The following is a 23,312-nucleotide window of genomic DNA, read 5'->3' on the forward strand; positions in this document are numbered from 1 at the left end:
ACACCATGAACCACGCGCACATACGCGGCCGCCGGCTCGCCGTGGCCGTCACCGCCGTGCTCGCCGTCACCGCTCTCGGCGGGACGCTCGTCACCGCCGCCGCGCCGGCCGCCGAGGCCGCGGTCGCGGGGCCGGTGGCGCCGACCGCGGACGCCACCTTCCCGGCGGGCGAGCAGCTCGTGAGCGCCGGGACCACCGGTTTCCTCACCTCGAAGGACGACGGCGCGGGCGGTTCCGCGCTGACCTGGACGCACTTCGACGACGGGTCCACGTGGCCGGTACCGGCATCGCTCGCCTACCAGAGCCGCTCGGACACGATCGTCACCCGCGAGGGGTACCGCTTCATCCTGCGGGACATGAGCGCGAACGGGATCTCGACCTACGTCGAGCCGATCGGGCTCGGCACGGACTACAAGGTCGCCGGGGCGGCCGGTTCGACGCTCTTCCTGAGCGTGCCGAACCCGACGTACGGGGGCGAGGACCTCTACCGGCTCACCCGTGTGAACGGCGTGCAGCAGCAGGAGAGGGTCACGCCCTTCGGCCGCGGCCGTGACTACAAGGTCCTGTCCCACTCGCTCGCCGACGCGGTCGTCGTCTACACGCAGGACTCCGGCACCGGACCGGTCTACCGCCGCGCGATCGCGGACCTCGGCGGCGGTTTCCTGAAGTCCGAGCGGGCCCTCTTGTCCTTCGACCCGGCCACGGTCACGACCGCGATCAGCCCGTCGTACATCGCGTGGACGGAGTACGTGGACGGCGCCGCCAGGGTGGCGATCGAGAAGCGGAGCGAGTACGAGCCCTTCAAGCGCATCTCGCTGGGCGCGGGCTCCAAGGGTGTCGTCGTCGGCTTCTCCGGGGACTGGGTGCTGTACGGGGTGCCGGGCGGGCTCACCGCCCCGACCGGCAACCCGCTGTACGCGCTGACCGCGCAGAACGTCCTCACGGGCCAGACGCACCAGCTGCTCGACCACTTCACGTCCTCGTCGACCGCGCCCGACGGGACGATCCTCGTCCACGGCGGGAAGTCGGCCGACGGCGAGGGACTGTTCCGGGTCACCGAGGCAGAGTGGCCGCAGATCGCGCTCGCCGCGCGGACGCCGGGCGCCTCGACCTCGCCGACCGTCCTCAAGAGCACCGTCCCGGCCGTCGCCGAGCTCGACCGCAACGGCGGTCAGGTCGCCATGGAGTGGCAGCTCTCGCGGTACAACGTGAACCTGGACGTCACCCTGCGGCACAACGTGACGGGCAAGACGTACACGAAGCGGCTGACGCGGCCCACCGCGCCCGCGCGGCTCACGTGGGACGGGCTGACCACGGACGGCTTCAGCGCCCCGAACGGCGACTACACGTGGAACGTCGTCCTCACGCCGACCAACGGCATCGGGTACCCGGGATACGCGTCCGGCGCCTTCAAGGTCACCCGGAAGGCCAACCCGCACGACTACAGCGACAACGGCTCGCCCGACCTGCTCGCGCGCGACGCGGCGGGCGTGCTGTGGCGGGACGACCTGCTCGACTGGCCGGTGGCCGGTCAGGTGACACCGGCGAAGCCGCGTGCGCGGATCGGCACCGGGTGGAACACGTACAACCTCATCGAGTCCGCCGGGAACATCGCCGGCAGCGGTGTCGGTGACGTCCTCGGGCGGGACACGGCCGGTGTGCTGTGGAACTACCTCGGCAAGGGGGACGGCTCCTTCGGGACGCGGATCAAGGTCGGTCCCGGCTGGGGCATCTACAACAAGCTCGCCGGCGGATCCGACCTGAACGGCGACGGCAGGGCCGACCTCGTCGCCACCGACGCCGCCGGCATCCTGTGGTTCTACAAGGGCACGGGCAGCGCCACCGCGCCGTACGCGGGCCGCGTGAAGATCGGGCCCGGCTGGGGCGTCTACAACCAGCTGACGGCCGTCGGGAACATCGCCGGGGGTGTCGCCGGGGACCTCGTCGCGCGGGACGCGGCGGGCGTGCTCTGGCTGTACCTGGGGAAGGGCGACGGTACGTTCGCCGCCCGGACCAGGATCGGTACGGGCTGGGGCGCGTACAGCCAGCTGGTGGGCGTCGGCGACGCGAACAACGACGGCCGGCCCGACCTCGTCGCGTACGGGTCGGCGGGCACGCACGTGTACCTCGGGACGGGGTCGTGGTCGGCGCCGTTCACGAAGACGACGACCTCGCTGTACGCGGGCGAGGGGACCAAGTTCACGTCGGTGTCGTGACGCTCGCCCAGCGCGGTACCGGGCGGTCTCGCCCCGGAACGCTCGTCGTAGCATCCGGGGCGTGACCTACCGGAACTTCGTCCTCTTCGACGTCGACGGCACCCTCATGGACGCCGTCGCCAACCAGCGCCGCATGTGGCACCAGTGGGCCGCGCGGTACGGACTCGACGGCGACGAGGTGTACGCGGTCGCGCTCCGGACCCGGCCCGTCGAGACCTTCGCGGCCGTCGCCCCGGGGCACGACCCGGACGAATGCCTCGCCCTCCTGCACGAGTTGGAGGACGAGGACGTCCGTACGGGTACGTACACGGCCTTCGACGGTGCCGCCGAGCTGCTCGGCGGGCTTCCGGCCGACCGGTGGGCACTGGTCACGTCGAACTACGAGCACCGGGTGCGGGGCCGCTTCGAGCGGACCGGGCTGCCGCTGCCGGGGCTGATCGTGGACGCGGCCTCGGTCGCCGAGGGGAAGCCGTCCCCCGTCCCGTACCTCCTCGCGGCCGAGAAGCTGGGCGCGGACCCGGCGCGGTGCCTGGTGATCGAGGACGCGCCCTCCGGGGTCCGCTCGGGGCTCGCCGCCGGCATGACGGTCTGGTCGGTCAACGGGCCGGCCGCCGTGGACGGCGCCCACCGCCACTTCCCGACCCTGGCCGACGCGGCGCCGCACATCCTGGCGTCGCTGGGCTAGGACTCCGGGCGGGGCGACCGGCGTTGCCTTCGGCACCTTGCGATCGTGCACACGGTCATTCGCTTGGCTGGTCAATTCGCCTGGACGGTCATTTCACCTGGACGGTCATTTCGCCTGGCTGGTCATTTCGCCTGGCTGGTCAGGACACAGTTCGGATAGTCGTTGTCCGGGTCTCCGATGGCGGCCCAGAGCTTCAGGGTCTCGCCTTTCTTCAAGGCGGAGTAGGGGTCGGGCGTCCGTCCACGCGTTTCGGGGTGATCGACGTCGAAGGTCACCCCGACGAAGCTTTGCTCCTTGTTGGAGCCTCGACTCCAGGTGCCTGTTCCGGACCAGGCCAGACTGTCGTACCAGCCGACGGCGACACAGACCTTGTCGGCGACGAACGTCCCGTCCTTCTTCAGCGTGAGGGTGCCGTCATCGGCATCGGTCCACGTGGTCACAAGGTCAGACGTCTTCAGAAGGACCGGTTCGCCCTCGGGCGGCGGCATGACGGTGAGCCTGCCGCAGGCCGTCAGGGAGAGAGCCATGGCGAGCAGGATGAACGTCGCAGGACGACAGGAACGCAACACACTCCACCCCTAGCGGGTTCCGCGGGCCGCGTGCGCGACCGATGGGATCAAGGACTCAGGGCGTACCTTGGCACGGAGTTTGAACACGTTCAAGTCGCAGGGGGCGAGGGGCCGCTCGCAGGAGCGCGCCGTCGGCGAAAAGCGACCGACAGGGGGCGGGCGGTTCTCGTGAGCTTCTGGTGGGACCGCCCTCTTTCCGAGAGTCGCAGCTTCCACCACCGCGTCAAGGGCGCCTACGGCGTCGGCAAGCCGATGGCCTACGGCCACCCTTGACCCGGCGCCGGAAGCTGCGCAAAAACTCTCGGAGGGCGGTCCGGGGGCCGGGGTCACGCGGGGCTTCGGGCAGTCCACCGCGCCGTAGGCGAGTGACAGGTGTGGGGGTGGGGGCTGGGTTTGCGGCCCGGGCCGGTGGACCTCACCGGTAGCGCGGGGGTGCGCAGTTGTTGAATGGGGCAGCCGGGCTCGGCTTGGCGAGTCACGGCCGCCGTTGGGTCGGGATTCAGGCCCCGCTGGTCACTCCCGGTGGGAGGAAGGCGCCCACTGGCGGACCGGACTTAGCGCCATCAAGTCCCAGTTGGGCAGGCGCGGGGGCGGCCGAACTCCGCGCCATCAAGCTCCAGTCGAGCAGGCATGGGGGCGGCCGGCCTCGCCGCATCCTGCCGATACGTGACCAGCGGCAGCACGGGCCGAGGCCTGTTCCTCCAAGTGCGGCGTGAGGCGAGTCATTCGTGCAGTTCGATCATCGGGGGAAGGCGAAAGGACTGCCCTTGCGGCATTCCCGGCCCCTGCTACCCGGAGTAACTGCACGTTAAGCACGCCCGGCACCCCTCCACCCACCGGGAATGACCAGCGGGGCCTGAATCCCGGCCAAGTGACGGCCGTTCGACGCTAAGCCTCGCCCTGTTGCCCCATTCAACGACCGCGCACCCCCGCGCCACCGATGAGGCCCACCGGCCCGGGCCGCAAACCCAGCCCCCACCCCCACACCCGCCACCCGCCAACGGCGCAGTGGACTACCCGAAGCCCCGCGTGGCCACGCCCCCGGCCGCCCTCCGAGTGTGAAAAGGCGGCCTCCGCCGCCGGGTCAAGGGTGGCCGCAGGCCATCGGCTTGCCGACGCCGAAGGCGCCCTTGACGCGGCGGTGGAGGCCGCCACACTCGGAAAGAGGGCGGCCGCACCAGAAGCTCATCGGAGACGTCCGCCCCCAGGACCCTGGCGACCCGCGCCCTCCTGCGGCTCATCCGCTGTTCCTGGTCCGCCCTCCGCGACCCCCTCACCGCTGCGTGCCGGTGGCGGCGATCTCGCGGGCCGCGTCGGCGACGGCGCGGAAGTCCTTGCGGAGGATCTTGGAGTGGTTGCTGGGGACCTTCTTGCTGAGCTGGATGTGGGGGTTGCGGGCGGTCACCGGGGTGAGGTGGCTGCGGATCTTCTCCATGAGCGCGGGGTCGCCGCCCAGGTTGCCGCCGGTGGCGAGCACGTACCGGGTGGGGACGGTGATGCGGTCGAAGACCGGGTCGAGCGCGGCGGGTGCGCAGAGCTCGTTGACCTCGATGTTGATCTCGGCGTGCTGCTCGGCGCTCATCCGCGCCGCCATGCCGATCCGGCGGGCGACGGGGAAGAGGGGGCTCATGCGACGGAACAGCTTGCGGACCTGCGCCTTGGCGGCGTCGTCGAGCCACGAGTGGGGCAGGGCGCCGTCCACGGACACGACTCCCAGGACGCGGTCGGGGTTCCGGGCCGCCCAGTGCACGGCGAGCATGGCTCCGTACGACCAGCCGACCAGGATCGGGCGCTCGACGCCCCGGGCGGTGAGGACGGCGTCGAGGTCGCGCAGGCACGCTTCGAAGGAGTAGTCGGCGGAGAGCTCCGACTTGCCCCGGGCGCGCTCGTCGTAGGTGATGTGGCGGTAGTCGCCGCCGAGTTCGGTGATCACGCGCCGCCAGTGCGACCGGTCGGCGTAGGAGCCGTTGAGGTAGACCACCGGGCGGCCGGAGCCGCCGGTGTCGGTGACGGCGAGGGCGGTGTCGTCGACCTGGATCATGCCGGTCCAGGCGGCGGGCTGCCGAGTGATGGTGTCGGCGGTCATGGCGGGCCTTCTTTCGGTGGTGTTCGGGCGAGGCGAGGGGTGGGGGCCGATCAGAGGCTGCGGGCGGTGATGTCGCCGTGGGCGGTCGTCGCGCGGATGGCGAGGCCGGCGGCGGAACCCTCGCCGTTCTGGAGGGAGTTGACGATCCGGCCGTAGGTCGTACCGGCGTCGAGCGTGGCCGAGACGCCCCGGCCCGCGCCGACCTCCAGGTCGCCGGACTCCGTACGGAGCACGACCTCGCCGCGCAGGGCCTCGGCGACCTTGATGTCACCCTTCTGCGTGCGGAGCTCCGCCGCGCCGCCCAGGCGGCCGACCGCGATGTCACCGGCCTGGAGGGNCGGAGCACGACCTCGCCGCGCAGGGCCTCGGCGACCTTGATGTCACCCTTCTGCGTGCGGAGCTCCGCCGCGCCGCCCAGGCGGCCGACCGCGATGTCACCGGCCTGGAGGGTGAGTCGGGCGCTCGCGGCCTCGTCGAGCTTGACCGTGCCCTGCGCGCCCTCGAAGGTCACGTCCCCGAGGCGCCCGACGCCCCGGAGTTCGGCGGCGGCCGCCTTGGCCTCGACACGGGAGCCGGCGGGGAGCTGGACGGTTACCTCGACCGCTCCGGAGCTGCCCAGGATCCGGCTCTTGGCCTCGGCGGCCTCGATCCGCAGCACACCGTCGGCGTAGGCGACGGCGATCCGCTCGGCGGCCTTCACGTCGCTGCCCTTCGAGGCGTTCGCCGGGAGGACTTCGACCGTGGTGTCGGCGCGGTCGGCGGCGATGAAGCGGATGTGGCCGGCGGGGACGTCCAGGAGGACGGCGATCGGGGCGGCGGTGGCGAAGTTCTGCATGGCGCGGGCTTCGGACTCTTGTCCGCGCCGTTTCTGACAAGAGAAACGCTACGTTGCATTCAAAGATCGAGCAACAAGCATGTTGCGTCAGATCCCCATAACTACAGGTCAAAGCCTGGATTTCATTGCAACCGTCATGCGACATAACGCAACACCCATCCGTTGCTTGTTGCAATGGAGTGGGAGTGAACGCGCCGACAGGGCCGCAGTGTGACGCGGCCCACAGGGAACGTCCTCCTGGGGTGCCTCCTCCTCAGGGTGTCGGTAGTTCACCAACACTCCGGGGGTTCTCGTGGTCGACATCAACGCACGGCGGCGGGCGGGCCAGGCGGTCGCCGGTCTGCTCGCCGCGGACGGGCTCGCGCACGTCTACTGGGCCACCGGGCTGACCTGGCCCGCGCCCGACCAGCGGGCGCTGTCGCTCGCCGTCATCGGCGCGGTCGTGTCCTTCGCGCCGCGCGTGGTGGTGCCGCTGGCGCTGGTGCTGTTCGGCGCCGCGACGGCCGTCCTCGCCGGCGCGTACGGCAGGGGCGGGTGGGTCACCAGGCTGGTGTCCTTCGGCGTCGCCGCCGGGCTCCTCGTCCGCGGGCTGGTCGGCCTCGCGTGGGCGCTCGGCGCCGGGGACGGGGCCGGTCCGGTGTTCTACTGGCTCAACCTGCTCCTCTACACCCCGCTCTGCCTCGGCTTCGGCTGGCTGGCCGCGACCCGCCTGGTCGCCTCCCGGACCCGGAACGTCCTCGGGCTGCCGCTCGCCCCCGCCCCCGCCCGGGTCCACCCCGACCGGGTGGACCCGCTGCTGGAAGAGTTCCCCCGTGACCGCTGACCTCAGGGACCACAGAGATGCCAGGGACCACAGAGAAGCCAGGGGCCAAAGAGACTCCTGGGACCACCAAGACTCCAGGGATCGGGGAGTCGCCCTTGCGCGGGCCGCGCGGGCCGGCGACTCCCTCGCGCTGCACCGGCTCCTGGACCACCTCACCCCGTACATCGCCCGGATCTGCACGCCCATCGCCCTCGCCGACGGCCCGGACGCCACCCAGGAGACCCTGCTCGCCGTGTTCCGGTCCCTGCGGTCCCTGAAGGACCCCCAGGCGCTGTACGGGTGGGTGCGGGCCATCGCCGTGCGGGAGGCGGTACGGATCGCCCGGCGGGCGGCGCGGGCTCACCCCGCCGAGCTGGCCGACGTACCCGAGCGAGGTGATCCGCAGCTCGCCACGGACATCGACGACGTACTGGCCCGGCTGTCCCCCGAGCACCGGGCCGTCTTGGTGATGCGGGACGTGGAGGGCCTGGACGAGGAGGCCGCGGCCGCCCTGCTCGGCGTCCCGGCCGGCACCGCCAAGTCCCGGCTGCACCGGGCCCGGATGAGCTTCCGAAAGGCATGGTCCTCATGACGACGTACGAGGCGGCGACGCACGAGATGACGACGCACGACATGACGGCGTACGAGATGACGACGCACGAGATCGACCCGGTGGAGCGGCTGCGCATCATGGCGGCCGGGGTCCGCGGCGCCCGGATCGCCGAGGGGGTGCTGCCCGTCCCGTTCGAGGAGGTGTGGGCGGTGATGGCGGATCTGGAGGGCGAGTTCGGCCGGTTCCAGCCGGACATGCGCAGGGTGCGGGTGCTGCGGGTCGCCGGCGATCGGGTCGAGGCGCTGGCCCGTAGCAAGTACGGCTTCCGCGCTCACCTGCGCGGGTTCGTCCGGCCGGGCTGGTGCTGGCTGCAGAGCCGGTTCCTGATCATCGGCATGGCGGCGGCCCCGGTGCCGGGGCCGGGCGGCGGCACCCGGGTGGCGCTGACCGGGGGTGTCCGGGTCCGCTTCCCGGGGCGGGCCCCGGCGGTCGTCCCGTTCGGCACGGCGTCCGAGCTGGCGCAGGCGATGGACCTTCTCGCGGAACGCGTGAGCGACCGGCGGACGGGCCCGGTCAGGTGACCGTGCATCCGTCCCCCGGTCGCGGCGGATTCATTCACGTGCGAACCAGAGGTCAGGGAGCAATGGTTGGGGTGGGGGTGGCGGTGGGGCTCAGAGGCTGCGGGCGGTGATGTCGCCGTGGGCCGTCGTCGCGCGGATGTTCAGGGCGGCGCCGGAACCCTCGCTGTTCTGGAGGGTGTTGGTGATGCGCCCGTAGGTGGTGCCCGCGTCGAGGGTGGCGGAGACGCCCCGGCCCGCGCCGACCTCCAGGTCGCCGGACTCGGTGCGGAGGGTGACCTCGCCGCCCAGGGCCTCGGCGATCCGGATGTTGCCCTTCTGCGTGCTGAGCTCCGCCGCGCCGCCCAGGCGGCCGATCGCGATGTCACCGGCCTGGAGGGTGAGGCGGGCGCTCGCGGTCTCGTCGAGCTCGACCGTGCCCTGCGCGGTCTCGATGGCGACGTCACCGAGGCGTCCGACGCTGTGGAGTTCGGCGGCGGCCGTCGTGGCCTCGACGTGGGAGCCGGCGGGAAGGTGGACGGTCACGTCGACCGAGCCGGAGTTGCCCAGGATCCGGTTCTTGGCCTCGGCGGCCTCGATCCGCAGGACACCGTCGGCGTACTCGACCGTGGTCTGCTCGGCGGCCTTCACGTCGTTGCTCTTCGTGGCGTTCGCCGGGAGGACCTCGACGGTGGTGTCGGCGCGGTCGGCGGCGATGAAGCGGATGTGGCCGGCGGGGACGGCGAGGACGACGGCGATCGGGGCGGTGGTGGCGAAGTTCTGCATGACGATCTCCTGTGTTTCCGTGCTTGCGGGGCTCTCGGACTCTTGTCCGCGCCGTTTCTGACAAGAGAAACGCTACGTTGCGTTCAAGGCTTGAGCAACATGCTTGTTGCGCAGAACCCCCATCATTGCAGGTCAAGACTTGGATTTCATTGCAACGATTATGTGGAGTAATGCAACAACCCCCTCTTCGCGTTGCAATGGATTGAGAGTGAACGCGCCGTCGACGCCACCGCCTACCGTTCAACCCCCGTACAGAAAGCAGCACTTGGGATCCGCACGAATGTGAATCACTGTCAGCTAATGTGTGGCCCATGCAGGGGGAACTGGAAGACCACTCTGGCTTGGGCAGTCTCGAAGGCAGCGGAGCCATGCCTCTGGAAGCGGGGGATCCCCGCCACATAGGGGCGTTCCGGCTGCTCGGCGTGCTCGGGTCCGGGGGGATGGGCCGGGTCTATCTCGGCGCGGTGCCCGGGAAGTTCGCGGCGGTGAAGCGGGTTCTTCCCGTACTCGCCGAGGACGCCGACTTCCTGAGCCACTTCGGGCACGAGCTCGACAACCTCGCCCGGCTGCCCGCCGGAGCCAACACGAAGCTTCTCGCGAGCGACCGGACGGCCAAACCGCCTTGGTTCGCGACCGAGTTCATCCCGGGGATCACCCTCAACGAGGCCATCCGGCTGCACGGCGGCCCGCTGCCCGGGGAGTCGCTGTGGCGGCTCCTGCGGGACGCGGCGGCCGGGCTGCGGGTCGTGCACGGCGCCGACATGGTGCACCGCGACCTCAAGCCGTCGAACGTCATGCTGACCGGCGACGGCCTCTCCCTCATCGACTTCGGCGTGGCCCGCGCCGCCGACCAGAGCCGGCTGACCAAGACCGGCATGGTCATCGGGACCCCCGCCTACATGGCCCCCGAGCAGGCCGTAGCCGACCGGCAACTGACCGGTGCCGCAGACGTGTTCGCCCTCGGGAGTCTTCTCCTGTACGCGGCGAACGGGCGGCCCCCGTTCGGTGACGGCTCCGGGCCCGACCTCCTCTACCGGGTCGTCCACGGCGAGCCCGACTTCGGGAAGCTCACCGAGACCGACCCCGAGCTCGCCGCGCTCGTCCGGACCTGTTTCGCCAAGGACCCGGCAGAGCGGCCGACCGCCGCCGAGCTCGTCGAGCGGGCCGAGGAGGGGGCCGCCGGGGCGGCGTGGCCCGCGGTCGTCGCCGAACGCATCGGCGAGCGCGCGACGTTCGCCGCCGGGGCACCCACCGCCGAGCACCTGGCGGAGCTGGAGCGGATCGAGCCGGCCCAGGACGTCGCGACCGCCTCGCTCACCCCTCAGGGCGGCAAGGAGCCCGCCACCGCGTCCCCCGACCCGCTCGCGGTCACCGGGGCCGCCGCCGGCGGCAAGCGGGTGCGGCGCAACCGGTTCGTCATGTTCGCCGTGCCCGTCGTCGTGGCGACCGGCACCACCCTGACCGTCGCCCTCGGCCCGTACGTGGTCGGCCGCGACACGGCGGCCGACGGCGCCTCCTCGTCGCCCTCCGCCGTCGCCTCGCAGCCGGCGCCCGGCAACCCCGCGGCCGTACCCTCCTCTTCGTCCGGGAAGCCGAGCGCGTCCACGTCCGCGTCCGCTTCCTCCTCCACCTCCGCGGGGCCGTCGTCCGCCCCTCCGGGCGGGTCGACGGCGGCACCGCCGCCCGGCACGGGTGACGCGGGCGGCGGCGGGACCATACCCGGCGACGGGAGCGGCTCGGGGAATGGATCGGGTGGATCGGGCAGCGGGTCCGGGAGCGGATCCGGAACCGGCACCGGTTCCGGCAGCGGGTCGAAGACGACCAGCCCGGGCGGCGGCGGGTCCACCACGACCAGCCCCGCCGGCGGCGGTGGCGGGTCGACTCCCGACCAGCCCGCGCCGCAGCCCTCACAGACGACGACCCGGCCCGCTCCCCCGCCGTCGACCGGCGGCTCGGGGCCCTCGGGGACGTACTCCATCGAGAACGTCTCCAGCGGAGAGTGTCTGTCCGAGAGCCACCCCGGGTGGGGCGGTGTCATGGTCAACACCGCCCCGTGCGGTACCCCGCCCAGCAGCGGGACCATCACCTACTCCTGGACCTACTCGTCCATGGGGAACGGAACCTTCCGGCTGGTCAACAAGGCGAGCGGGTTGTGCCTCCAGCCGGGTGGGACACCCGGCTTCACCGCCAAGGACTGCAACGGCTCCAGCCTCCAGTCGTGGACGTTCGGCACCAAGACGTCCGCCGGCAACACCATCAAGAACGTGAACAGCGGCGACTGCATGATCCCCGGCCCGCCGTTCCTGATGATGTACGACTGCAACCCGAGCGACAGAAGCCACCTCTGGCGGAACGTCTCCCCCGTATGAACCGCTGACTCCCCGTCCCCCGCACTAGATTGACCCCATGCGGGGGATGGTGTTGGACGGCCGTTACGAGCTCGTCGAGCGGGTCGGCGCCGGAGGCATGGGCGTCGTCTGGCGTGCCGAGGACCACCGGCTCGGCCGCCGCGTCGCCGTGAAAGTGCTCGCCGCGCCCGAGGAGACGCCCGAGGCGGACCGGGAACGGCTGCTCGCGCTCTTCCACCGGGAGGCGCGGGCCGCGGCGGTCCTGGAGAGCTCGTACATCGTCGGCATCCACGACCACGGGACGGCGGTCGGCGAGGACGGGCGGGACGTTCCGTACCTCGTGATGCCCCTGCTCACCGGGCGGACGCTCGCGGCGCGGCTGCGCGAGGAGGGGCCGCTCGCACCCGGCGAGGTGGCACGGGTCGGCGCCCAGATCTGCCGGGCGCTCGCCATCGCGCACCGGGCCGGGGTCGTGCACCGCGACATCAAGCCCGCGAACGTCTTCCTCACCGACGAGAACCTGGTGAAGGTGCTCGACTTCGGGGTAGCCACCTTCGTCGACGCCGCGACGCAGCGGCTGACGCGCACGGGCGACGGGCCGAACGGGACCGTGCCCTACATGGCGCCGGAGCGGTTCAAGGACAAGCCCGACGACCCGCGCGGCGACCTCTACTCGCTGGGCTGCGTCCTGTACGAACTCCTCACCGGGAGCCCGCCGTTCATGGCGGGCGCGGCGGCGGCGCTGATCCATCACCACCTCCACGAACCGCCTCCGCCGATCGACCGGGCCCGGCCCGGGCTGCCGGACGGCTGGGCGGAGCTGGTCACCGACCTGCTGGCGAAGGACCCGCTGGAACGGCCGGACGCGGAGACGGCGATCGAGCGGCTTGAGGCGCTGGCCGGGGCGGGGACGGGGACGGGGGGCGTGTCGGCCGGGACGGCTGCCGCCGCCGCTTCCGTACCGGAGCCCGTACTCGATCCCGTACCGGAGCCCGTACTCGATCCCGTACCCGCCGCCTTACCCGATCCCGTACGCGTACCCGAGCCCGCACCCTCGCCCGATCCCGTACCCGATCCCGATCCCGTACTCGCACCGGAGACCTCCTACCGGATCGCCCCGCCCGAAGCGGAAGCCGAGCAGGCCGAGGCCGAGAGCACCGCTCAACCCCCCTCCCGTCGCAGCTTCCTGTCCGTCGTCGGGGCCGTGGTCCTCGGCGGTGGCGGCATGGCCCTGGGGATGCTCGACGAGCCCGGCGGTCACGGGAGCGGTGGGGCGGGGAGTACGGGCTCCTCCGTCCCGTACGACACGCCCTTCGGTACCGCCGCCGACTCCCGGGGTCCGGCGCCCGCTCCCGACGGGGCCCGTCGGGGCGGGGGCGTGACGATCCTGAGCTCGCCGCTGCCCGACTCGTCCGGTCCGGGCAGGCTCGCGTCCGAGGAGGGCCTCGCCCAGCTCCGTCAGCTCGTCTCGCGCAGTCTCACCGGCTACAAGCGCGCGGCGGACGGCCGTCTCCTGCTCGTCGGCGATCTCGCCACCGACCCGGGGCGGACGATGGACGGCGGCCGGACGTGGACGTTCACGCTGAAGGAGAACGTCCGGTACCAGGACGGCACCGCCGTCACCAGTGCGGAGTTCACGCGTGCCTTCACCCGGCTGGACAAGGACAGCTCCCCGGACCCTCTCGGGGTCGTGTTCACGGCGACAGTCAGGACGGTCGAGGCGCCTGACCGGCGGACCGTCGTCTACCGGCTGAGGAGGCCGGACACCGGTTTTCCCTTCCTCCTCGCCGGGCCGGCGGGGGCACCGGCCCCGGTCGCCACCGACCCCGCGCGCGACGAGGCCACGCGGCCCTCCTGCGGGCCCTACCTGATCGCGCGGAACCAGGTCGGTGACGGTACGCAGTACCCCTCGCTCGAACGGAACCCGCAGTGGGACGCCGCCACCGATCCCCTGCGGACGGCCCTCCCCGACGGGTACCGCTTCGAGGTGTCCGATGCGGCCGGGGAATCCCTGGCCGCGCGGATCGCGTCGTCGCCCGCCGGACGCCCCGTGGTGGCTTTCGACTCCGACGTTCCCGGTGCTCAGGGCGCTCCCGGCATTCCCGACACCTCCGCCGCGCCGACTCTGCGGTTCGCGCAGGGGTCGAGCACCACGGTGAGCTTCTACGTGGTCAACACGCGGCGGGTACGGGACCGAGGCGCACGGCTGGCCCTGGCGCTGGCGTTCCCCCGGCAGGACGTGCATCGGATCGTCGGGGACGACCGGGCCGTGCCCGCCACCCGCCTCCTGCCGCCCGGCGTGCGCGGCCACCTGGAGGCCGGCGCCGGGCCGCTCGGGACGCCCGAGAACGGAGACCCGGAGCGCGCCCGGATGACGCTCGCGAAGGCGGGAGCGCCGGCGCACGAACTCGTCGTCGGGTACACGCAGGGCGAGCCGATGGGCCGCGAGCGGGCGCAGGCCGTCGTGGACGCGCTGCTGAGGGCCGGGTTCCGGGCGCGGGCGGCCGATGTGGGGGCGCCGATGCCTGTCGCGTCCACGACCCGTACCGGCTCTTACGGATACGACCTGCACGTGGTGACGCTCTCCACGTACTCGCCGGATCCGGCGCTGTTCTTCCGGTCCTTCTTCGACACGCGGGTGCCGAACGGCCAGGGGCTCGGCGCGCTCGCCGACCGCGACCTGCACGCGGCGATCGACCGCGCGTCGGCGGCGACGGGCGGCGGTGCGCAGGCGGCCGCGTGGGCCGCCGTGGACGAGTTCCTCGTGAAGCACGGGGTGGTGGTGCCGATCTGCCGGTACGAGAGGCTCCTGCCGTACCGCCGGGGCCTGGAGGGGATCACCCTCGACGGGCGGGGTCCCTCGCTGGCCACGGCCTACGTGTCGTGACAGGGGGCGGTGGGGGCCTCAGGAACCGGTGGAGGCCGATCCCGGTCTTCACGAACCCGTCGTGAAGACCGGCACCGTCACCTCGCCCTCCGCCCGGAAGGCGACCCGCAGCTCCATCCCGATCCGCAGCTCCGCCTCCGGCACGTCCACGACCTCCGTCATCATGCGCGGGCCCTCGGCGAGGTCGACGACGGCCGCGACGTACGGGACGCGCTCGCCGAAGGGCGGGAGGTCGTTCCGGTGGACGACGGACCAGGTGTAGAGCGTGGCCCGGCCGCTCGCCCGCTCCCAGCGGACGTCCTCGCTCCAGCAGTGGGGGCAGAACTCGCGCGGGTAGTGATGGGTCCTGTCGCAGGCCGCGCAGTGGCGCAGGAGCAGGTGCCCCTCGGCGGCGGCGTCCCAGTACGGGCGGGTGAAGGCGTCGATGTCGGGGTCGGCGGCCGTCATCAGAAGAGTCCGATCGCGGAGTCGAGGGACCAGGTCTGCCAGGACATGGCGAAGAGGGCGACCAGGGAGATCAGCGCCATCATCGCGTTCTGCCCCTGCTCGGCCCAGTCGTGGATCATCAGGACGAGGTAGAGGAGGTTGAGGAGGAGGCCGCCGATGAGGGCGACCGGGGTGAGGAAGCCGACGACCAGGCCGAGGCCGAGGGCGAGTTCGGCGTAGACGACGACGTACGCCATGGCCTTGGGGCGGGGGGCGACGACGGTGTCGAAGCCCTTCTTGACCTGCGGCCACTTGTGCTTGGCGGCGACGTCGGCGGCCCAGGCTATGCCGGTGCCGCGCTCGAACCAGCCCTTCCTGTCCTTGTGGCGCCAGCTCTCCAGCCACCAGAGTCCGAGGCCGATGCGGAGGACGGCGAGCCATTCGGCGCCGGTGAGCCAGACGGTCTGCATGCGCGCCCCTCGAGGAGTCGTATCTGACGGTACGTCAGTTCAGCGCAGGGCGCGCCTCCCGCGCAAGGGGTGGGCGGGAGGGTCACGGCTGGAGGAGTCGGTCGAGGGAGGCGCCGGTGGCGCCGACGTGACCGATTCGCAACCGAAATCCCTCTTGGTCGAGACCCACTGCGTGTACACGTCATTACGCTCAGCATTCATGGTCACCACCCCCCAGCAACGCTCCAGCCACCCCGTGTACGTCATCGGCGGCGGCCCCGGCGGACTCGCCGTCGCCGCCTCCCTGCGCGAGCGGGGTGTCCGGGTCGTCGTCCTGGAGAAGTCCGACGCCGTCGGCGCCTCCTGGCGCACCCACTACGACCGGCTGCGGCTGCACACCACCCGGCGCCTCTCCGGCCTCCCGGGCCTGCGGATACCCCGCTCCTTCGGCCGCTGGGTCGCCCGCGCGGACGTCGTGCGCTACCTGGAGAAGTACGCGGAGAAGCACGAGCTGGAGGTCGTGACGGGCGTCGAGGTCTTCCGGGTCGAGCGGGCGGGGGCGGAATCGACCGGGGCCGAGTCGGCCGGGGCCGAGTGGATCCTCCACGCGACCGGCGGGCGGCGGCTCATCGGCCGCGCGGTGGTCGTGGCCACCGGCTACAACCACACCCCGTACGTACCGGAGTGGCCCGGCCGCGACGCCTACGAGGGCGAGCTCAGCCACGCCCGCGCCTACCGCAACCCCGGTCCGTACGCGGGCAAGGACGTCCTCGTCGTGGGCGTGGGCAACACCGGCGCGGAGATCGCCGCCGACCTCGCCGAGGGCGGCGCCGGGCGCGTACGGCTCGCGGTGCGGACGGTCCCCCACATCGTGCGGCGGACGACACTCGGCTGGCCCGCCCAGCGGTCCGGCATCCTGATCCGGCGACTGCCCGCAGGGCTGGTGGACCGGCTGGGCGCGCTCCTCGCCAGGTTCGCGACGCCGGACCTCGCGGCGTACGGCCTGCCCCGGCCGGACACGGGCCTCGCCACCCGGCAGCGGGAGGGCGCGGTCCCCGTGCAGGACGTGGGCCTGATCGACGCCGTCCGGTCCGGGAAGGTCGAGGTCGTCGCCGCCGTCGACGGCTTCGAGGGCGGCGAGGTGCTCCTCGCGGACGGCACCCGGATCGCCCCGGACGCGGTGATCGCGGCGACCGGCTACCGCCGGGCCCTGGAACCGCTCCTCGGACACCTGGACGGCGTGCTCGACGAGCACGGCCGGCCGGTGGTGCACGGGGCGCGCTGCCCGCGTGACGTGCCGGGGCTGTACTTCACGGGGTTCACGAACCCGATCAGCGGGATGTTCCGGGAGCTGGCGATGGACGCGGAGAAGATCGCGCGGAGGATCGCCCGGAGCCGCTAGGGGACGGCCAGGGGCCACTGGAGGCCGCCAGGGGCCGGATAGGGGCTGGGGGCCGCCAGGGGCCACCAGGGGCGATCACGCGACGGACCGCCCGGAGCCGCCGAGAGGACCGCACGAAGGCATCGGGCCGGCCCTCCGCCCCCGCATCACCCCAACATCCCAACATCCCCACCGCACGCCCATTCCTGACTGACCGTCAGTTCTGTAATCTGACCATGCGTCAGGTCAGCAGTCATGGGCGGAAGGTGGAGCGGAACGATGCTTGGATCGACTCACGGCACCTTCACCACCGATCTCCGCGCACGGGTGGTCGCCTGCGGGGAGGCGCCCACCGCCGTCGTGCACGGCGTCACCGTCGCCCCCGGCGACCAGGACGTTAGCGGGCGGCCGTTGCACGCCCCCGTGCCCGATCTCGACCGGTTCTTCCGGCCCGGGTCCGTCGCCGTCGTCGGCGCCTCCGACACCGAGGGCCGCCCCAACACCGGGATCACCCGGCAGCTGCTCGCCTGGGCCGAGCGCGTCGGGGCGCGGATCCATCCGGTCCATCCGACCCGGGAGAGCGTCTTCGGGATCGACTGCGTGCCCTCCGTCGGTGCGCTCGCCGAGCCCGTCGACCTCGCCGTCCTCCTCGTCGCCGACCCGCTCCCCGTGATCGAGGAACTGGCCGACACGAAGGTGAAGTTCGCGGTCGCTTTCGCCTCCGGCTTCGCCGAGACCGGTGAGGCGGGCGCCGCCGCGCAGGAACGGCTCGCCGCCGCCGTACGCCGCTCGGGGCTCCGGCTCCTCGGCCCCAACACCAACCTCAACGCCTTCGAGCGCTTCCGCGAGGACCTCGAAGGCCCCGCCGTCGCGCTCATCACGCAGTCCGGCCACCAGGGGCGGCCCGTCTTCACCCTCCAGGAGCTGGGCGTCCGGCTCTCGCACTGGGCCCCGACCGGCAACGAAGCCGACCTGGAGACCTCCGACTTCATCTCGTACTTCGCGGGACTTCCCGAGGTCGGGGCCATCGCCTGTTACGTCGAGGGGCTCAAGGACGGCCGTTCCTTCCTCCTCGCCGCCGACCGGGCCGCGCGCCAGGGCGTCCCCGTCGTCGCCGTGAAGGTCGGCCGGACCGAGACCGGGGCCCGTACCGCCGCGTCCCACACCGGCAAGCTCACCGGCGCCGACCAGGTCGTCGACGCGGCCATGCGGCAGTACGGGGTGATCCGGGTCGACGGGCTCGACCAGCTCCAGGACACCGCGACCCTGCTCGCCCGCGCCCGCAGGCCGCAGGCCGACGGGGTCGTCGTCTACTCGATCTCCGGCGGTACGGGAGCCCACTTCGCCGACCTGGCCACGGCGGCGGGACTCGAACTCCCCACGCTCCCCCAGGCCAAGCAGGACGAGCTGCACCAGTGGATCCCGGAGTACCTGAGCGTCTCCAACCCCGTCGACAACGGCGGGCACCCGGTGGGCGACTGGCGCGGCCGGAAGATCATCGACGCGATCCTCGCCGACCCCTCCGTCGGCGTCCTCATCTGTCCGATCACCGGCCCCTTCCCGCCCATGAGCGACAAGCTCGCGCAGGACCTGGTCGACGCCGCCGAGGCGACGGACAAGCTGGTGTGCGTGGTCTGGGGCTCGCCGGTGGGGACGGAGGAGGCGTACCGCACGACCCTCCTCGGCTCCTCGCGGGTCGCGACCTTCCGCACCTTCGGGAACTGCATCGGGGCCGTCAAGGCCTACCTCGACCACCACCGCTTCACCACCGGCTACCGCTCCCCCTTCGACGAGGCGCCCCGCACCCCCTCCCCCTCCCTCCGCAAGGCCCAGGCCCTCATGCGGCCCGGCCGGCGGCTCAGCGAGCACGCGGCGAAGCAACTGCTGCGGGCGTACGGGATACGGGTGCCGCGCGAGCAGCTCGTGACGAGCGCGGCGGCGGCGGTCCGGGCGGCCGGGCTCGTCGGCTACCCGGTCGTGATGAAGGCGTCCGGCGCGCAGCTCGCGCACAAGACCGAGCTGGGCCTGGTGAAGGTCGGGCTGACCTCGGCGAGCCAGGTCCGGGACGCGTACCGCGAGCTCACCGACATCGCCCGGTACGAGTCGATCGACCTCGACGGCATCCTCGTCTGCCAGATGGTCGGGCGCGGCGTGGAGATGGTGGTGGGCGTGACCCGCGACGAGCTCTTCGGCCCGACGGTGACGGTCGGACTCGGCGGGGTGCTCGTCGAGGTCCTGAACGACACGGCCGTCCGCGTCCCGCCCTTCGGCGAGAACGAGGCCCGTTCCATGCTCGCCGAGCTGCGGGGCCGGGCGCTGCTCGACGGCGTACGGGGAGCTCCGCCGGCCGACGTCGACGCGCTCGTCGAGGTCGTGCTGCGGGTGCAGCGGATGGCCCTCGAACTCGACGGCGACCTCGCCGAACTGGACATCAACCCGCTGATGGTGCTGCCGCGCGGGCAGGGGGCGGTGGCCCTGGACGCGCTCGCGGTCTGCCGATAGGAGCACTTGTGACCGACGTCCTCCACGCCGTCGAGAACGGCGTCTCATGGATCACGCTCAACCGCCCCGAGGCGATGAACGCGGTCACCTGGGAACAGCGGGAGCGGATCATCGCCCTGCTCGGCGAGGCCTCCGCCGACCCGGACGTCCGGGCGGTGGTCGTCACGGCGACGGGCCGGGGCTTCTGCGCGGGCGCGGACCTGCGGGGCGCGCCCGCCACCGGGGACCGGGTCGCGGGGGACGTGGCCCGGATGATCCGGCAGGGCGCGCAGCGCTTCATCGGAGCGGTGATGGACTGCGAGAAGCCGGTGATCGCGGCGGTGAACGGCACGGCGGCGGGGATCGGCGCGCACCTGGCGTTCGCGTGCGACCTGGTGCTGGCGGCGGACTCGGCGCGCTTCATCGAGGTGTTCGTCCGGCGGGGCCTGGTCCCGGACGGCGGAGGCGCGTATCTCCTCCCCCGGCTGATCGGCCCGCAGCGGGCGAAGGAGCTGATGTTCTTCGGCGACGCGGTCGGCGCGGCGGAGGCGAAGGAGCTGGGCCTGGTGAACCGGGTCGTCCCGGCGGAGGACCTGGAGAAGACGGCCCGCGAATGGGCGGAACGCCTGGCGGCGGGCCCGACCCGCGCCATCGCCCTGACGAAGCAGCTCGTGAACGCGTCCCTGGACACGGACCGCGCGACCGCCTTCGCGACGGAGGCGACGGCCCAGGAGCTGAACATGACGACGCGGGACGCGCAGGAGGGGGTGGCGAGCTTCGTGGAGCGGCGGGAGGCGCGGTACGAGGGGCGGTAGCGGAGGCTGTCCTACCGGAGCCTTATGGTGTGTCGCGCATATGCCACACACTGCCGCTCCGGGGGGAACGGAATGCCCAACTCCGCGCGCTCGCGCAAAAGATCCCGCAGGTCCCGAAGATCCCTTCTTCTCGTTCCCGCGCTCCTCACTGCTCTGCTGAGTCCGATGCTGCCGGCGGGGGTCGCGGTGGCGGCCACGCCGGCGGCGACCGCGAGCACGGCTCCCGCGCCGGAAACCGAACCGGAACCGGAACCTTCGTCGACGCCGACGGACCCGACACCGGACCCGACACCGACCCCGACGGTCGAGCCGGCGCCCACCCCCACCGTGGCCCCCACCATCGACAACTGCCCCGCCCTGCCGCTCGCCCCCTTCGGCGACCCGGGCGACGCGGTCAGGACGGTGTCCGTGCCCGCCCCCGGCTCCGTCTGTTTCACGGTGACGGTGGAGCGGCCGGGACTGCACAAGGTGCTGGGCACCGGAAACCTGGCCGCCACGTTCTCCTCCGGCGGAACGCCCGTGTGCCCCACGGCCGGTATCGGCTTCGTGTCCTGCGACCTGGCCGTCGGCACGTACCGGCTCGACATCGCCAACCACGCGGGGGGCTACACGGGTGAGACGCGGATCGCGGTCCTCCCGTTGATGCCGGGCCCGGGCTGTACCGGCCCCGTCAGCACCGACATCGGCGCACCACCGACGACCGGCACCCTCTCCGACACCCTTGGCCTCATCTGCCACTCCTTCACTGCCGAGCAGGGCGCCTTGGTCAAGGCGCAGCTCCGAGGTGTCTCCGGGTACGCCACGTTCACCGGGTGGATCACCGACGACACGGGCAAGCACCTCTGCAGCGTCGGCTACACCTGCGTGCTGCCCGCCGGGACCGGCGGCTACCGCGTCCTTTCGGACGTCAGCGCCGGCGGCTCCTCCGGCCCCCTCACGTACACCGTGCAGGTCCGACGCCTCTCCGACCCCGTCGGGTGCGCGGTGGCGTCCGTGACGCCGTACGGCTCCGGTCCCGCCGACGCCGTGTCTCCTCTCCCGTGCAGGACGTTCACGCCGGCCACCTCCGGCTCGTACGAGATCCAGGCCTTCGACGCGGACGGCGTCCCCCGCGGCGTCGAGATGTACGGAGCGACCGGACAGGTCTGCGACCACGAGTGCCGGCTCACCGCGGGCGTCACCTACACCCTCATCGGCGGCGACCCTCTGCGCATCACCGACCCGCGGTCCTCGCAGGGCTGCTCGGACTCGGTGTTCGCCCAGCCGCAGTGGTACTCCCTCACCGAGCCGGGCGAGATCGACTGCGTGAACCTGGCGGCCCCCCAGGGCGCCAAGCTGGCCCTCATGACGAGTTCGTCCGCATACGCCGGCGCACAGATGAACGTCACGGTGCGGGACGCGACCGGCGCGCCGATCTGCTGGGGCCTCCCCGCCGTGGGCACCTGCCTCCTCAGCGGCACCGCCCCGTATCGCGCGCTGGTGACGGGCAGAAGCAGCTCGTTCACCGGTTCGTACGGGCTCGTTGTCCACCGCACGGACGTGTCGAGCGCCTGCCGGCCCTTCCCCGCGGGCGGCTTCGGCGCCGACCCGGCCCAGGTGAAGGCGACCGTCGAGGCCGACGCCTTCGCCGACTGCCTGACGATTCCGGCGGACGCCCACACGAGCCGCGAACTCCTGGAGATCACGAACGCGACCGGCTACAGCTCCCTCGACGTGGCCGTCGTCGACGAGAAGGGCCGTCGGGTCTGCGACGCGGACGAGGATGACAGCACCTTGGCGAACTGCTCCCTGACGCCCGGGCTCTCGCACACGGTGCTCCTCCGTAGCGCCGGCTCCCCCTCCGAGCACACGCTCACCCGCCGGGACATCACCGCCACCGCGCGCGGCTGCGTCACGACCCCCGCCACAGCGGTCGGCCGTCCGTCGGCCGCGGGCCTCTCCGCCGTGTCCGGCCGGCTCGTCTGCCACCGGGTGACCACCGCCGACGCCCGGGACACCCTGCACGTGGACGCCCGCGCCACGCCGGACCCCTCCGCCTCTGCCCTCGGCGTGTACCGGCCGGACGGTGCGGATGCCTGTGACGACCCGTTGTACGGCTGTGCCGTCACCGGGTCCACCGGCTACCAGGTGATCGTCGAGGTCGAGAAGGACGCGACCACCACCCCCGCCTACCGCCTCGACGCACTCCGGATCGGCACCGCTGCCGGGCCCGCGCCCGAGTGCGCCAAGGTCCCCAATGTGAGCTACGGCTTCGGGCCGCTCGTCGCCACCCTTTCCGAGCAGAAGACCGCGATCTGTGCCGTGCTCCCGACGATGTCGGGCGACCGCTTCGTCATGCCGCAGACGTCCGGTACCACCCTTTCGGGCACGCCGACCCCCAGGCTGTACACGCTGGCGGACCGCCAGGACGGCTGTACGGAGCGGTACTACTACGGGCGCTACGAGTGCGAGGTTCCGACGGCGGACGAGTGGTACCCGGTGTCCCGGCCGACCGTCCTCCTGATCGGCATGCCGTCGAAGCCCGCCACGTCCTCCGTGCCGGTATCGGCGAAGTTCTCCTGCGTGTACTCGCCCTGCGGCACCGACTCCCGGACCATCGGCACCGTCACCCCCGGCACCGTCGGCGCCGGGAAGATCACCATGAAGGTCACCGGCACCGCCCTGCACGAGAAGGACGTCGTCGAGCTCACCTCCGGCTCCTACCGCGCCCGCTCGACGACGGTCTCCGTCGCGACCGACCGCCGGAGCATGCTGGTCTCACTCGACCTGACGAGCGCCCCGCGCACCAGGCTGTACGCGACCGTGGTCACGCACGACGCCGAGAGGTTCGCGCGCGGCCAGATCACCGTCATCGCCCCCCTCCACGTCACCGCCGCCCCCAAGATCACGGGCACGGTCGTCGTCGGCGGCAAGGTGACGGCGACGAGCGGTTCGTGGTCACCGGCGGCCGAGGGGTACGCGTACCAGTGGCGGGCCAACGGCGTGATCATCGCGGGGGCCACGGCCTCCTCGTACACGATCCCGTCGACCCTCCAGGGCAAGCAGCTGTCGGTCTCGGTGACCGCCCGCAAGGCGGGTCACCCGGCCGTGACCGGCGCCAGCGCGACCGCCGTCGTCAAGGGCGTCGCCCCCAAGGCGACCAAGGCCCCCTACACCACCGGCACCGTCAGGGTCGGCCGGACGCTGACCCTGAACCGGGGGACGTGGACGCCGGCGCCGACCTCGTACGCCTACCAGTGGTACGCGAACGGGCGGGCGATCAGCGGGGCGACGAAGGCCTGGTTCACGCTGACGTCGGCGCAGCGCGGGCTGAAGATCACCGTGCGGGTGACGGCCTACCGGACCGGGCACCTCAACGGTGTCGCGTGGACCCCGGCGACCTCGGCGGTCGTCGGCTGATCCTCGTATCGGGATGAAGCATGCCCCCCGGGGCGGC

At 72.3% G+C, this 23,312-nt stretch carries 17 protein-coding genes and 1 pseudogene; 11 read left to right on the plus strand and 7 right to left on the minus strand.

Annotation, left to right across the window (positions count from 1 at the left end):
- Positions 1 to 5: 5 nt before the first annotated feature.
- Complete coding sequence (locus tag ASC82_RS23715) at positions 6 to 2,216, plus strand: VCBS repeat-containing protein (protein ID WP_056651565.1); 2,211 nt, start codon at positions 6 to 8, stop codon at positions 2,214 to 2,216.
- Between the two features lie 61 nt (positions 2,217 to 2,277).
- Complete coding sequence (locus ASC82_RS23720; RefSeq protein ID WP_056651568.1) at positions 2,278 to 2,901, plus strand: HAD-IA family hydrolase; 624 nt, start codon at positions 2,278 to 2,280, stop codon at positions 2,899 to 2,901.
- Between the two features lie 122 nt (positions 2,902 to 3,023).
- Here ASC82_RS23720 and ASC82_RS23725 read toward each other — a convergent pair whose 3' ends face one another.
- From ASC82_RS23725 to ASC82_RS31235, 4 genes and pseudogenes are all read right to left on the minus strand, one after another.
- Positions 3,024 to 3,428 carry a hypothetical protein gene (locus tag ASC82_RS23725; RefSeq protein WP_056651571.1) on the minus strand — a complete coding sequence of 135 codons (405 nt, stop codon included), beginning with the start codon at positions 3,426 to 3,428 and terminating at the stop codon, positions 3,024 to 3,026.
- Positions 3,429 to 4,743: 1,315 nt separating this feature from the next.
- Positions 4,744 to 5,556 carry an alpha/beta fold hydrolase gene (locus ASC82_RS23730; RefSeq protein WP_056651575.1) on the minus strand — a complete coding sequence of 271 codons (813 nt, stop codon included), beginning with the start codon at positions 5,554 to 5,556 and terminating at the stop codon, positions 4,744 to 4,746.
- A 50-nt stretch (positions 5,557 to 5,606) separates the two neighbouring features.
- Positions 5,607 to 5,876, minus strand: coding sequence for a hypothetical protein (locus ASC82_RS30710; RefSeq protein ID WP_199862605.1), 270 nt, complete (start codon positions 5,874 to 5,876; stop codon positions 5,607 to 5,609).
- A gap of 18 nt (positions 5,877 to 5,894) precedes the next feature.
- Positions 5,895 to 6,391: pseudogene (locus ASC82_RS31235) on the minus strand (hypothetical protein); the annotation flags it as partial.
- A gap of 292 nt (positions 6,392 to 6,683) precedes the next feature.
- Between ASC82_RS31235 and ASC82_RS23740 the strand changes: the two are divergent.
- The 3 genes from ASC82_RS23740 to ASC82_RS23750 are packed head-to-tail and all read left to right on the plus strand — an operon-like array spanning position 6,684 to position 8,327.
- A complete protein-coding gene (locus ASC82_RS23740) occupies positions 6,684 to 7,214 on the plus strand; it encodes a DUF3995 domain-containing protein (protein ID WP_079039440.1) in 531 nt (176 codons plus the stop codon).
- Complete coding sequence (locus ASC82_RS23745) at positions 7,204 to 7,785, plus strand: RNA polymerase sigma factor (RefSeq protein WP_079039441.1); 582 nt, start codon at positions 7,204 to 7,206, stop codon at positions 7,783 to 7,785. The genes ASC82_RS23740 and ASC82_RS23745 overlap by 11 nt, the downstream gene beginning before the upstream one ends.
- Entirely contained in the window at positions 7,782 to 8,327 is a 546-nt protein-coding gene (locus ASC82_RS23750) for an SRPBCC family protein (RefSeq protein ID WP_199862598.1), read from the plus strand. Before ASC82_RS23745 ends, ASC82_RS23750 begins: the two co-directional genes overlap by 4 nt.
- A gap of 90 nt (positions 8,328 to 8,417) precedes the next feature.
- Here the strand turns inward: ASC82_RS23750 and ASC82_RS23755 are convergent, their stop codons facing one another.
- A complete protein-coding gene (locus tag ASC82_RS23755) occupies positions 8,418 to 9,089 on the minus strand; it encodes a DUF4097 family beta strand repeat-containing protein (protein WP_056651578.1) in 672 nt (223 codons plus the stop codon).
- Between the two features lie 368 nt (positions 9,090 to 9,457).
- On the opposite strand from ASC82_RS23755, the gene ASC82_RS23760 reads away from it, so the two are divergent.
- On the plus strand, positions 9,458 to 11,458 hold the full coding sequence (locus ASC82_RS23760; RefSeq protein WP_056651579.1) for a serine/threonine-protein kinase: 2,001 nt from the start codon (positions 9,458 to 9,460) through the stop codon (positions 11,456 to 11,458).
- A gap of 37 nt (positions 11,459 to 11,495) precedes the next feature.
- Positions 11,496 to 14,324: an ABC transporter substrate-binding protein gene (locus tag ASC82_RS23765; protein WP_079039442.1), complete on the plus strand. Its 2,829-nt coding sequence runs from the start codon at positions 11,496 to 11,498 to the stop codon at positions 14,322 to 14,324.
- Positions 14,325 to 14,372: 48 nt separating this feature from the next.
- Here ASC82_RS23765 and ASC82_RS23770 read toward each other — a convergent pair whose 3' ends face one another.
- The gene (locus ASC82_RS23770) at positions 14,373 to 14,771 is read right to left on the minus strand and encodes a Zn-ribbon domain-containing OB-fold protein (protein WP_056651584.1); all 399 of its coding nucleotides are present in this window, start codon (positions 14,769 to 14,771) and stop codon (positions 14,373 to 14,375) included.
- A complete protein-coding gene (locus ASC82_RS23775; protein ID WP_056651588.1) occupies positions 14,771 to 15,220 on the minus strand; it encodes a DoxX family membrane protein in 450 nt (149 codons plus the stop codon). The genes ASC82_RS23770 and ASC82_RS23775 overlap by 1 nt, the downstream gene beginning before the upstream one ends.
- A gap of 199 nt (positions 15,221 to 15,419) precedes the next feature.
- Between ASC82_RS23775 and ASC82_RS23780 the strand changes: the two genes are divergently transcribed.
- The 4 genes from ASC82_RS23780 (at position 15,420) to ASC82_RS30445 (ending at position 23,275) form a co-directional block, all read left to right on the plus strand.
- The gene (locus ASC82_RS23780; protein ID WP_056651590.1) at positions 15,420 to 16,601 is read left to right on the plus strand and encodes an NAD(P)/FAD-dependent oxidoreductase; all 1,182 of its coding nucleotides are present in this window, start codon (positions 15,420 to 15,422) and stop codon (positions 16,599 to 16,601) included.
- 258 nt (positions 16,602 to 16,859) lie between these two features.
- A complete protein-coding gene (locus ASC82_RS23785; RefSeq protein ID WP_056651593.1) occupies positions 16,860 to 19,082 on the plus strand; it encodes an acetate--CoA ligase family protein in 2,223 nt (740 codons plus the stop codon).
- The gene (locus ASC82_RS23790) at positions 19,073 to 19,876 is read left to right on the plus strand and encodes an enoyl-CoA hydratase-related protein (RefSeq protein ID WP_056652470.1); all 804 of its coding nucleotides are present in this window, start codon (positions 19,073 to 19,075) and stop codon (positions 19,874 to 19,876) included. Before ASC82_RS23785 ends, ASC82_RS23790 begins: the two co-directional genes overlap by 10 nt.
- A gap of 165 nt (positions 19,877 to 20,041) precedes the next feature.
- Positions 20,042 to 23,275: a hypothetical protein gene (locus tag ASC82_RS30445; protein ID WP_056651596.1), complete on the plus strand. Its 3,234-nt coding sequence runs from the start codon at positions 20,042 to 20,044 to the stop codon at positions 23,273 to 23,275.
- Positions 23,276 to 23,312 lie beyond the last annotated feature (37 nt).

Source organism: Streptomyces sp. Root431 (genome assembly GCF_001426585.1).
GTDB lineage: Bacteria > Actinomycetota > Actinomycetes > Streptomycetales > Streptomycetaceae > Streptomyces > Streptomyces stackebrandtii.

Coding starts and splice junctions, on each gene's coding strand:
- ASC82_RS23755 (WP_056651578.1), bottom strand. CDS start 9,089: ATGCAGAACTTCGCCACCACCGCCCCGATCGCCGTCGTCCTCGCCGTC.
- ASC82_RS23725 (WP_056651571.1), bottom strand. CDS start 3,428: ATGGCTCTCTCCCTGACGGCCTGCGGCAGGCTCACCGTCATGCCGCCG.
- ASC82_RS23770 (WP_056651584.1), bottom strand. CDS start 14,771: ATGACGGCCGCCGACCCCGACATCGACGCCTTCACCCGCCCGTACTGG.
- ASC82_RS23780 (WP_056651590.1), top strand. CDS start 15,420: ATGGTCACCACCCCCCAGCAACGCTCCAGCCACCCCGTGTACGTCATC.
- ASC82_RS30445 (WP_056651596.1), top strand. CDS start 20,042: ATGCTGCCGGCGGGGGTCGCGGTGGCGGCCACGCCGGCGGCGACCGCG.
- ASC82_RS23715 (WP_056651565.1), top strand. CDS start 6: ATGAACCACGCGCACATACGCGGCCGCCGGCTCGCCGTGGCCGTCACC.
- ASC82_RS23750 (WP_199862598.1), top strand. CDS start 7,782: ATGACGACGTACGAGGCGGCGACGCACGAGATGACGACGCACGACATG.
- ASC82_RS23775 (WP_056651588.1), bottom strand. CDS start 15,220: ATGCAGACCGTCTGGCTCACCGGCGCCGAATGGCTCGCCGTCCTCCGC.
- ASC82_RS23760 (WP_056651579.1), top strand. CDS start 9,458: ATGCCTCTGGAAGCGGGGGATCCCCGCCACATAGGGGCGTTCCGGCTG.
- ASC82_RS23730 (WP_056651575.1), bottom strand. CDS start 5,556: ATGACCGCCGACACCATCACTCGGCAGCCCGCCGCCTGGACCGGCATG.
- ASC82_RS23785 (WP_056651593.1), top strand. CDS start 16,860: ATGCTTGGATCGACTCACGGCACCTTCACCACCGATCTCCGCGCACGG.
- ASC82_RS23765 (WP_079039442.1), top strand. CDS start 11,496: ATGCGGGGGATGGTGTTGGACGGCCGTTACGAGCTCGTCGAGCGGGTC.